Origin of the sequence: Microseira sp. BLCC-F43, assembly GCF_041929235.1 — a bacterium.
Classification (GTDB): domain Bacteria; phylum Cyanobacteriota; class Cyanobacteriia; order Cyanobacteriales; family Aerosakkonemataceae; genus Microseira.
Genome location: NZ_JBHFNP010000004.1, coordinates 1 through 10,883 on the forward strand (window position 1 = coordinate 1; position 10,883 = coordinate 10,883).

Sequence of the window (10,883 nt, forward strand, 5' to 3'; positions counted from 1 at the left end):
CCCTTGACAAAAGGGGGGTTGGAAGAATTTGCGCCCCCCTTGACAAAAGGGGGGTTGGAAGAATTTGCGCCCCCCTTGACAAAAGGGGGGTTGGAAGAATTTGCGCCCCCCTTGACAAGGGGGGTTGGGGGGGATCGACTCGGTTTCTACATCACCAGTCGCGGCACTGTGAATGAAACCTATTATGCCGTCCAAAAAGCAGTCCGGGCGATGGGTACAAATAACATCGATAATGCTGCCCGCGTATGTCATTCTCCCAGCACCGCTGCACTTAAAACATCCCTCGGCGTCGCTGCAACAACTTGCTCTTATAAAGATTGGATCGGCACAGATTTATTAGTGTTTATTGGTTCAAATGTTGCCAACAATCAGCCGGTTACCGTTAAATATCTCCACTGGGCAAAGAAAGCGGGGACAAAAATAGTTTGCATCAACAACTATCGCGAACCGGGAATGGAACGATACTGGGTTCCTTCGATTGTGGAAAGTGCTTTATTTGGCACTAAATTCGCCGAAGATTTCTTTTTAGTCAACGTCGGCGGAGATGTTGCCTTCCTCAATGGCACGCTCAAACACCTGATAGAAAATAACTGGATAGAACCGAATTTTATTGGTAATTATACCACAGGTTTTGCCGAATTAAAAGCCGCTCTCGATACGCAATCTTGGTCGGAATTAGAGCGAGTTTCCGGTGCGACTAAAGAGGACATGTATGCTTTCGCCAAAATGGTCGGGGAAGCAAATAAAGCCGTTTTCGTTTGGAGTATGGGAATTACCCAACACGAATGCGGCGAAGATAACGTGCGTTCTATCATTAATCTCGCTTTAACTAAAGGATTTGTTGGACGCGAAGGGTGCGGGTTAATGCCAATTCGGGGACACTCTGGCGTCCAGGGTGGTGCGGAAATGGGATGCTATGCGACAGCTTTTCCAGGGGGTAAACCTATTACGGCTGAAAATGCTGCGGACTTGAGTAAGATTTGGGGATTTGATGTTCCTAGCAGCAAGGGACTGATAGCAACAGAAATGATTGATGCAGCTTATGAAAATAAGCTGGATGTGCTGTTTTCAGTCGGGGGAAATTTCCTGGAAGTTTTACCGGAACCCGATTATGTGGAAGCGGCTTTAAAACAAGTGCCGTTGCGGGTACATATGGATATTGTGCTGTCAAGTCAGATGTTACTTGAACCGGCAGATACAGTCGTTTTACTTCCGGCTACAACTCGCTATGAAATTCCTGGAGGAGTAACAGAAACCAGTACGGAACGGCGGGTGATTTTTAGTCCGGAAATTCCAGGTCATCGAATTGGCGAAGCGCGTCCGGAATTGGAAGTATTTATGGAATTGGCAAGAAGGGTGAAACCAGAATTGGCAGATAAATTGCATTTCTCTTGTGGGGTAGGCGTCTCGCCTGCCATTGATCATCAGACAGGCAAGATGCCTATCCCACAAGATGGAAATCAGACAGGCAAGATGCCTATCCCACAAGAGAGTACAGCAGCAATTCGGCAAGAAATTGCTTTGGTGATTCCCCAGTATGCGGGAATTCAACATTTAAAAGAACCTGGCGATCAATTTCAATATGGTGGTTCGCATCTCGCTTTTGGTTGGAATTTCCCCACACCTGATGGGAAGGCGCATTTTGCCATTCTGTCTCCGTCGCAGAAGGAATTGCCGGAGGGTTGTTTCTGGGTGACAACGCGACGCGGAAAGCAATTTAACAGTATGGTGCAAGAAAAGAAAGATGCCATTACAGGTGCTTTTCGAGAAGCAGTGTTGATGAGTGGAGAAGATGCAGAAAAATTGGGGTTAAAACAGGGAGATGCTGTGGTTTTGAAGAACGATTTAGGCGAATTGCAGGGGAAAGTTTACATCGCTGGTGTGAAACCGGGTAATTTGCAGGTACACTGGCCTGAAGGGAATGTTTTGCTGGATCGGAAGAAGCGATCGCACATCTCCGGCATCCCCGATTACAATGCTTTGGTACACCTGGAAAAGGCAGAAGCTAGACTGTAGGGTGTGTCAGGCGCATATAATTGGTGAGTTTTTACCCCAGTTAACAGCTTGCGCCTGACGCACCAATCCATAATCCAAAATCTAAAATCCACGCATGGTATCAGTTATGGATACAAAAATAAGCGCATCCTCACAGATAACTTCCAATCTTTACGAGCAAGATTTCTATGCTTGGACGCAAGAACAGGCTAAACTACTGCGAGAAAGAGTATGGGATAGCTTGGATATTGAAAATTTAGCCGAGGAAATTGAATCTTTGGGAAAGCAACAACGGCAGGAATTAAGAAATCGTTTGGGCATTCTACTCGGTCATTTGCTCAAGTGGGAATTTCAGCCTAACAAACGCTCTAAAAGCTGGTTTGTAACAATGCGCGAACAACGTCGCCGAATTCTTGAGCATTTGAAAGAAAATCCCAGTTTAAAACCCTATCTGACTTCAGCGTTGGAAAATGCCTACAAAGATGGAATCGATTTAGCTGTACGCGAGACATCCCTCACGGATGAAGACTTTCCTGATGAGTGTCCCTACGCCATCGATCAAGTTTTGGATGCTACTTTTTTCCCAGGACAACCTGTTGAATCGGGTCAGAATTGGGTGGTAGAAAGTTGAACAGTGACCATTTTTATAATTTTGTTTTAGGGGATTTATGACTTATCAGTTTAATCCTTCGCAACCCGGAGTTTTTACAGAGCTTTATTTGCCCAAAAAGTCAAGATATCAAGGCATATTGTATGACACCCTAACGCGGGGATTTGACTGGGATTATGTAAAGCAGCATTTTCGTATCCATCAGGAAAGCATTCAAAAATTCTTACAAAATAGCGGACGTGTAAGTCATTACACTCGAGAAGATATTGAGGGAATGGATCAGGTATTCTATGGATACTCAATGTACGAAGTTGATGGGGTTTTTTATGGAAAAGTTCAAATTGACGAAGAGAGAACTCAAGTAATAAGGATGAGGTTTTTTCCCAAATTAGAGCCGATGATTTCTGAACTAGAAGCTCAAGGTTACAATAGTTACAATATTATCAACTTAATTAGAAGATATATTAGAGCTAATTGGGAACAAAATGATCAAGAATTGGAAGCGATCGCCAAGAGGGAAATATATGCAAAAGAAAAAGTAATTCCATACCTAGACAGATGGGAGTTTAACATACAGCTTTTTTTGTTTGGGTACATTGTATTTGCCATTTCCGAAGAAATCAGAAAACTAGAGAAAAAGGAAGAGGAGATTTGGGTAACTTCTTTTTGGTATCTTGAGGTAAACGTGGTCAAAAAAACAGAAGAATAATCAGGATTGTAAAATTTGTGTTTTTCCACTTATAACATTCCAGAACGCAATGTTTTATGCTCCTAGAAAACCTTGGATTAAAATATAGCCATGCCACAATCTAAACTCTATCAACCCCTACTTTTACGCCTCCTCCACGGCGTCAATGCCATACTCGTCATCGGTGCAGCCATTACCGGATTTTTGGTCTACGATAGCTGGGATGGTCGATTTGGCAAGCTGGGATTAACCTTAAAAAATCGCGAGTTAATCGATATTCACGGCACGTTTGGATTCTTCTTTCTGCCGCTTATGATACTGTTTACGATTTACAGCATTCGTGCTGGTTCTAAACGCTTGCTACAACCCGATTCTTTGAATAAACTGACGCAAGTCGGAAAACCCGTTTGGTGGGTAACTCTCCAGCGTCTGGCGAATACGCTGATGTTAATAGCAGCAATTTTTTCTTTAATTTCAGGTAAGTTTCAGGATGAAAATTGGTTGCCTAATGGGGAAATGAATCACGTCTGGTATGACGTCCACCTCATCGCTTGGTGCGGGATTATTGCAAGTCTGGCGATTCACATTTTGATGAGTATTAAAGTTGGTGGAATTCCCTTAATTCTTTCGATGTTCGATCCTAAATTCCGACCAGAAGACCATCCAGCTAGATGGCCCGAACAAATCAAAGCTTGGCTGCGGCGTCCCCATTTGTGAGTTTGATAGAATCAGTCCAAAACAACTTGCGATCGCTCAATCAAACAGCCTCTCAGAAACCGGGTTTCTTGGAGAAACCCGGTTTCTCTAAACTAAGTTTGATTTTTTTGAGAAAACTATTGCACTAGAAACCAAAGTATAGTAAATTAACCAGCCAACAGGGAATGGAAAACCATTACTTATTGCTATCTCACCGATAAGAAATTCAAAACATGGACGAAACAAAAGTTTTCGGAATGCCAGCAGAAAAAGGAAGATGGCTATTCATTCTGTTGGGAATAATGGTGTTGCTGTGTCTCGGGACTGTTTATTCCTGGAGTATCTTCAGAAAGCCGTTAGAAAACCTGCTCAATATTGGTGCAACGGATAGTCTATTACCATTTACGGTATTGCTAGTCTTTTATGCCGTACTAATGCCTATTACCGGCTTTTTTATCGATAAATATGGCTCTCGCACCGTGACGGCAGTAGGCGGCGTCGTGACGGGAATCGGTTATATTTTATCGGCTTTTGCACCTAATATTTATGTCCTGGTATTAACCTATGGCATTATCGCCGGTGCGGGAGTGGGAATTGCTTACGGCGTACCGCTAGCACTAGCAGCAAAGTGGTTTCCCGATCAAAAAGGATTGGCAGTTGGGTTAACCGTAATTGGGTTTGGTTTATCGCCTTTAATTACCGCACCCATCGCTAAATATTTAATCGATACCTATCAATTACAGACAACCTTTCTAATTTTAGGTATCGTTTTTACCTTGATTATTTTGGCAATTTCGACAATTTTAAAGACGCCGCCACCCGGATGGACGCCTGCGGGTTTTACGGCTTCTCAAGTATCAGCAATGGCAAGAAATGAAACTGTAACGATGATGCAATATCCCACATTTTATGGACTGTGGGTATGCTACAGCATCGGCACCTTTGTAGGATTGAGTGCGATTGGGATTTCTTCTCCAGTGGCACAGGAAATTATTAAATTAGACGCAGGGACGGCGACGGCGTCGGTTTCTCTATTCGCGGTGTTTAATGGTTTAGGGCGTCCGATCTTTGGTTGGGTAACCGATAGATTTAAGCCGAAATATGCCGCGATCGCCAACTACATCCTGATCATAATCGCCTCGATTATGATGACTCAGGCAGGTGCAGGACAAGTCGCCACCTATATCATCGCCTTTTGTTTATTCTGGCTATCTTTAGGGGGATGGTTAGCGATCGCACCCACAGCAACTTTAACTTTATTCGACCCCACAAACTACGCCAAAAACTACGGTATCGTCTTCACCGCCTACGGAGTGGGAGCGTTTTTCGGGACGATTGTTGCCGGGAAAGTTCGCGATACTTTTGGCAGCTATACCAACGCTTTCTACATTACGGGGATTCTTGCCATTGTTGGCATCATCATCGCCGCATTTGTGCTGAAGCGGAGTGCTAAACTCGCATCAGAAGCAAGCTAATTTGATCGGGACTTACGCAAAGTTTCTATATGTAGGGTGCGTTACGCTATCGCTAACGCACCATCCACCATATCTAATGTAGCTGCGTAAGTCCTGTTAATACTCCCTCTCCCTAAAATCTGGTTAGGAGATGAGGGAGTTATGCGATCGCATATCAAGTTTTTTGTGCAGCAACAAAATTCATGCGTTCGCGAAGCTAGCCCTTGGCATATCGCTTGTTCCTCAGCTTTCCCACTCCTGCAACGCCAACCCACTTGACGCTAGTGTATTATTTGTAATACAAATCACAAAATCATCCAGATTGGGATAACTATTTATGCAACCGATTCGACAAGGAGACGTAATTTTATTACCCGCACCGCAAATTGAGGGAGAAAAGCTGTCTCATTTGACACTCGCAGAAGGAGAAGTCACCGGACACAAACACCGCATTAGCGATGGGAAAGCCCAATTGTACGAAAAAGATGGCACGCTTTACCTGCGCGTCTTTTCAGACACCGCCACTTTAACCCACGAGGAACATAAGGCAATTTCGGTTCCCCAAGGGAATTGGGTAGTGCGAATTCAGCGGGAATACGAACCGCAAAGTTGGAGATACGTGGCGGATTAAGATTGAAACAGCATTTTCAATCAGCCATACAGCCCGCCCCCAAATCAATGATGCTGTTGGCTTTCTCGATCGGTGCTACTGTCCACACCCGCCTGCGATTCAAATCGCAGGCTAATAGCGCAAGTCCGTTAAAACGGACTAATCTTTTCTACCAGTCCACTTAAGTGGACTGAATGCTTTCCCCAGTCCTCTTTTAGAGGACTTTAGCTGTTAGCCCGGAGATTTAAATCCCTGGCGGGTGATGAGAGGAGTGCAAGATCTCAGTTAAAACAAACTTGGGCTTCTTAGCCTCATTTATTTCCAGGCTAATTCAACTGCCCTCGATCGCCTAGCGCGTCGTAGGCATCTCGCCTCTATTTCTAAAATCATAAAAACTCTCTTACTTTATGTCTTCTCAACCCAACCTTTCAACCAATTTCACCACCTTTGCCGACTGGTGTTTGCACTTTGACAGCCTCCCAGAAGCAGCAAGGCATACAGTTGAAATGCTGTTATGGCGTGCTACTACTTCTGACTGCTATGAAGCTGATCGGATACTTTCAAACCTGACTGATCTGTATCTCAGCAATAATCGAATCACAGATATTAGCCCCCTATCAGCCCTCGCCAATCTGACACAACTGTCTCTCAACAACAATCAAATCGCAGATATTAGTCGCCTCTTTTCCCTCGCCAATCTGACACAACTGTCTCTCAACAACAATCAAATCGCAGATATTAGTCGCCTCTTTTCCCTCGCCAATCTGACACAACTGTATCTCAACAACAATCAAATCGCAGATATTAGTCGCCTCTTTTCCCTCGCCAATCTGACACAACTGTATCTCGGCGACAATCAGATCGCAGACCTTGCTCTTGTCAGAAGACAACGCCGAAATCAGGCGATTGCTGATTCAAGTAATTGGCTACGACCGAATTTGTCAATAATTGCAAGCTACTGAATTAGATTTATGGCGCGAATACAGTTTATTAAAAATCGATATCTTTGATGATTTTGAACGGGAGCTAAAAAGACATCCAATTTATCTGTTAAAAATGACATGCCCCAGCACTGGACATATCCACGCCTTGCGCGTCCCACCTGATATGAAATCGGCACGGGAGGCAATTCGCTGGGTGAATTGGGGCATCGACCCAGAAGAATTTGCGGTGCAGAATTGAAAAAATTACACCGCGATCGCATCAAACAATTGATGGGAAATTAATCTGGAACTTGGGCAATGCTGACCCTGCTATGACTGTTTTGATTTAGAATTGATAAATTACCTCTGATAAACCTTTCTATGACTGGCCTAGAAGTTTTACAATCGGTTCAATTTGTCACAGTAAAAGGGAAACGCCTTGCTGTATTGAATGCAGACGACTGGGAAGCTTTAATTGAGTGGTTGGAAGATTTGGAAGACTTGCAAATTTCACGTCAAGCCTTGGCTGAACTGAAAGCCGCAGGTGGCGATTACGAGTATGCTGGTTGGCTTAAATGGGATGATGTGGAGGCTCAATTAGATTGAGTCGTTACCTTGTCTATGTTAATCCCGACACCTTCAAGGTAATCAAAGCACTGCCTAGAAACATTCGTCAGCAAAGCCAGCGATTATGGCGAGTGCTGTTAACTAACTGGCGCGAGCGCAAGGCTTTATTTACCACACAAAAGTTGTTGTAAACTGGGTAAATAAATCCCCAATCTAAAATCTAAAATCCTATGCCTTCTCGATTTCCAGGGATGAATCCCTATTTAGAAAATCCCGAATTGTGGTCAGAAGTTCATCATCGGTTGATAACTGCGATATGCCTCCCTTCCGCTGCGCGTGCCCTTGGCATATCGCCCCCTTCCTCCGCCCCAAATATCGAGTCGCCATCGAAAAGCGCACCTATATGAGTGAGATCGAGGATAGCGTTTTGGTGGGAATTCCCGATGTGGCGGTATACTCGAAGCGAACGCCATCTACGAACCAACCCGGATCGACCGTTGCCCTTGCTGCTGAAACCGAAGCCATTTCAGTTACAGTCCCCCTACCCGAAGAAGTCCGAGAAAGCTATTTAGCCATTAAAGAAGGGGGAACGGGTACAGTTATTACCGTTCTCGAACTTATTTCCCCTAAGAATAAACGCTCAAAAGAAAGTCGAAAAGTCTATGAAAGCAAGCGGCAGCAAGTTTTGGGAAGCAGCACTCACTTAGTAGAAATTGACTTGCTCAGAACTGGGCAGCCCATCGGAATTTTAGAGGAAATCCAGTCAGATTATCGCATATTAATTAGTCCAGGCGAATCTCCTTCGGAGACGCTTCGCGAACGCCGTCCTAGAGCTTATATGTATGCTTTTGGCCTGCGGGATGCAATCCCCTCGTTTACTTTACCGCTGCGACCCGGCGATGTCGAACCATTAGTCGAGTTGCAAAGTATATTAAATGAAGTGTATGACCAAGCATATTTTGACATGGCAGTTGATTACACTCAAGAACCAGTGCCAAAACTCAACCCAGAGGATGCAACTTGGGCAGATGAGTTGTTGAAAGCGCAAGGACTCCGCAATGCTGAGTAAGTGACTGAATACTTGGTTGTAGCTGCATAAGTCCTCAACTCTGGGAAATATATAGTTTTAGCAGGCGCGTTGGCGTAGCCTACTTCAGGAATCTCGCCTCTATTTCTGCGATCCCTTTTATTCTATTACCCCATGTTTTTTCCACCAATTCAAATCTCAGGGAGAGCAAAAATAGCCCGTCAGTACGCATTCCCGATCTCCCAGTATAGACCTGGCGATCGCATCCGTGTTATTTGACGCCATCTGATACTTATGATAAAATATTTACATACAAAAAAATATTAGATAGATGAAAGTGGACATTGTAATCACCGTTGCTGAAGTCGTCCTGTTGATGGGTGCCTTTTTTCTGCTGAACTGGCTGGTTGGAATCGCCATCAAGCAGATGACCAAATTTTCTTGGATTAGGGGAAAAACCGATAAAATTGCCACCTGGCGTCGGAATATCAGCCGACTTTTGCTGTTTACCTGTGGGGCGCTATGTATTTTGGTAGTCGGCGTCAATGGGATAGTAATTTATCAACGCCAAAGCGTTCAAGAATTCCAACTGAAGTTACTTAACAGCATACCGCCTCAATTTTGGCTAACGGTAGCTGCGTCTATCCTACAAACTATTAGCCTACTGGTGCTGGTTAAGATCAGCTTACCAGTTTTGCACAGAGGGGTGGATTGGGCTTGCGAACGCGCCCAGAATTTTGACAATATCCCAGAAAACGATCAGAGCATTGGGTTGGTTTTTAGGAAGCTCAAAAATTTACTCACCAATAGTATTTGGCTATTAAGTTTTACCTTATGCAGCCAATTTATTCAACTGCCTCAGATCGTTACCAATTGTTTGTTAATTGGCTTAAAAATCTATATCAATATCTCAATAGGTTTACTTTGTGTCAAAGCAATTGATGTGCTAATTGACACGCTGGATGCCATCAGTAGCAAAAAAGATAACCAAAAAATTCTGGGATTTTACCAGCGTTTCCACCATTTGGTTCCCCTGTCAAAAAAATATATGGAGTACGTCATCTATCTTCAAATGGCGGATTTGATTGTGGGGGAATTTAATTTGCTCGCTAAGATGGCAGAGTACATTCCCAAAATTATTCATATTGTCACTATTTTATTCCTCAGCGCAATTGTGATAGAAATTGCTAACTACCTGCTTGAGGATTTAATTTTAAGGGCTGAAAAATTAACTGAATTACAAAAACAGAGGCGGCAGACAATCATCCCCTTAATTAAAAGTATACTGAAATATTTGATTTACTTTACTGCGGGGATTTTAAGCCTCAATGTTATTAACATCGACCCAGGGCCGATATTAGCGGGGGCAGGTATCGTGGGTATAGCGATAGGGCTAGGGGCGCAGAACCTAATCAATGATATAGTTTGTGGATTTTTTATCTTGTTTGACAACTATTATTTAGTGGGTGACTATATCGAAGTGAATGCTGCCTCGGGATTTGTGGAAGCAATTGACCTGAGAAGCACTCGCATCCGCAATATGAACGGTCAAGTACACATTATCCGGAATGGAGAAATTAAAGATATAATCAACTACTCTAAACAGTATATCTATGCAGTGGTGGAAGTGAGTGTGACCTATGAATGCAACCTCGATCACCTGTACCAGGTTCTAGAAGAAGCGGGAAAGCAGTTAAAGGAAAATTACCCAGAGATAATAGAACCAATGCAGGTGGATGGGATAGAAAAATTCGGGGAGTCTGACTTGTCAATTCGCACGATTACAAAAGTAAAACCCGGAAGCCATACCCGAATTCAAAGAATCACTCGTAAAATAATTAAAGATACGCTTGACCGAGAAGGGATTGAAATTTCCTCCGGGGATCAGGTGATGATTCTTAAGCATGACTCTTTGAACCACTCAAACATTGGGCAGTCCTAAAACCAAAGTCAAAGTCTGGGTAGTCGAAAATGGCAAGGTACGTCCTCGCTCAGATTATCTTGCCACAGAAGAACCCCTAGAAATCCGTCTCGTTGCTGCTGGGATACGCCACACCATAGCAATTACCATGCGAACACCAGGAAATGATTTTGAACTGGTCGCCGGATTTCTTTACAGCGAAGGCGCGATTAACAAACGCGAGGATATCCGCCGCATTACCCATTGTGTAGATAATGAGATAGGCAAGATGTCCATCTCAGAAACACCATCTGTTTCTGGTGAGGTGGGAGAGATAGGCAAGATGTCCATCTCAGAAACACCATCTGTTTCTGGTGAGGTGGGAGAGATAGGCAAGATGTCCATCTCAGAAA

At 43.8% G+C, this 10,883-nt stretch carries 11 protein-coding genes and 2 pseudogenes; all 13 read left to right on the forward strand.

Translation table 11 applies throughout. The features are described 5' to 3' along the window. On the forward strand, positions 1 to 2,016 hold a 2,016-nt coding region (locus ACE1CM_RS00900), incomplete at its 5' end, for a molybdopterin-dependent oxidoreductase (protein WP_374875524.1). A gap of 106 nt (positions 2,017 to 2,122) precedes the next feature. Next, positions 2,123 to 2,626 carry a DUF29 domain-containing protein gene (locus tag ACE1CM_RS00905; protein ID WP_374875525.1) on the forward strand — a complete coding sequence of 168 codons (504 nt, stop codon included), beginning with the start codon at positions 2,123 to 2,125 and terminating at the stop codon, positions 2,624 to 2,626. Positions 2,627 to 2,663: 37 nt separating this feature from the next. Further along, a complete protein-coding gene (locus ACE1CM_RS00910) occupies positions 2,664 to 3,314 on the forward strand; it encodes a hypothetical protein (protein WP_374875526.1) in 651 nt (216 codons plus the stop codon). A gap of 90 nt (positions 3,315 to 3,404) precedes the next feature. Then, positions 3,405 to 4,010: a cytochrome b/b6 domain-containing protein gene (locus ACE1CM_RS00915; protein ID WP_374875527.1), complete on the forward strand. Its 606-nt coding sequence runs from the start codon at positions 3,405 to 3,407 to the stop codon at positions 4,008 to 4,010. A 212-nt stretch (positions 4,011 to 4,222) separates the two neighbouring features. Next, a complete protein-coding gene (locus ACE1CM_RS00920; protein WP_374875528.1) occupies positions 4,223 to 5,464 on the forward strand; it encodes an OFA family MFS transporter in 1,242 nt (413 codons plus the stop codon). A 316-nt stretch (positions 5,465 to 5,780) separates the two neighbouring features. Further along, positions 5,781 to 6,074, forward strand: coding sequence for a hypothetical protein (locus ACE1CM_RS00925; RefSeq protein WP_374875529.1), 294 nt, complete (start codon positions 5,781 to 5,783; stop codon positions 6,072 to 6,074). Between the two features lie 485 nt (positions 6,075 to 6,559). Then, positions 6,560 to 6,874, forward strand: a pseudogene (locus tag ACE1CM_RS00930) (leucine-rich repeat domain-containing protein); the annotation flags it as partial. A 52-nt stretch (positions 6,875 to 6,926) separates the two neighbouring features. After that, positions 6,927 to 7,235 (forward strand): annotated as a pseudogene (locus tag ACE1CM_RS00935) (DUF6745 domain-containing protein); the annotation flags it as partial. Between the two features lie 122 nt (positions 7,236 to 7,357). Beyond that, positions 7,358 to 7,582: a hypothetical protein gene (locus ACE1CM_RS00940; RefSeq protein ID WP_374875530.1), complete on the forward strand. Its 225-nt coding sequence runs from the start codon at positions 7,358 to 7,360 to the stop codon at positions 7,580 to 7,582. Beyond that, positions 7,579 to 7,734 (forward strand): hypothetical protein, encoded by a 156-nt coding sequence (locus ACE1CM_RS00945; RefSeq protein ID WP_374875531.1) that lies wholly within the window; start codon positions 7,579 to 7,581, stop codon positions 7,732 to 7,734. The genes ACE1CM_RS00940 and ACE1CM_RS00945 overlap by 4 nt, the downstream gene beginning before the upstream one ends. An 89-nt stretch (positions 7,735 to 7,823) precedes the next feature. Further along, the gene (locus ACE1CM_RS00950) at positions 7,824 to 8,612 is read left to right on the forward strand and encodes a DUF4058 family protein (protein WP_374875532.1); all 789 of its coding nucleotides are present in this window, start codon (positions 7,824 to 7,826) and stop codon (positions 8,610 to 8,612) included. 289 nt (positions 8,613 to 8,901) lie between these two features. Next, a complete protein-coding gene (locus ACE1CM_RS00955) occupies positions 8,902 to 10,512 on the forward strand; it encodes a mechanosensitive ion channel family protein (protein ID WP_374875533.1) in 1,611 nt (536 codons plus the stop codon). Next, the coding region (locus ACE1CM_RS00960) for a formate dehydrogenase accessory sulfurtransferase FdhD (protein ID WP_374875534.1) at positions 10,499 to 10,883 on the forward strand (385 nt) is incomplete at its 3' end. The genes ACE1CM_RS00955 and ACE1CM_RS00960, both read left to right, overlap by 14 nt.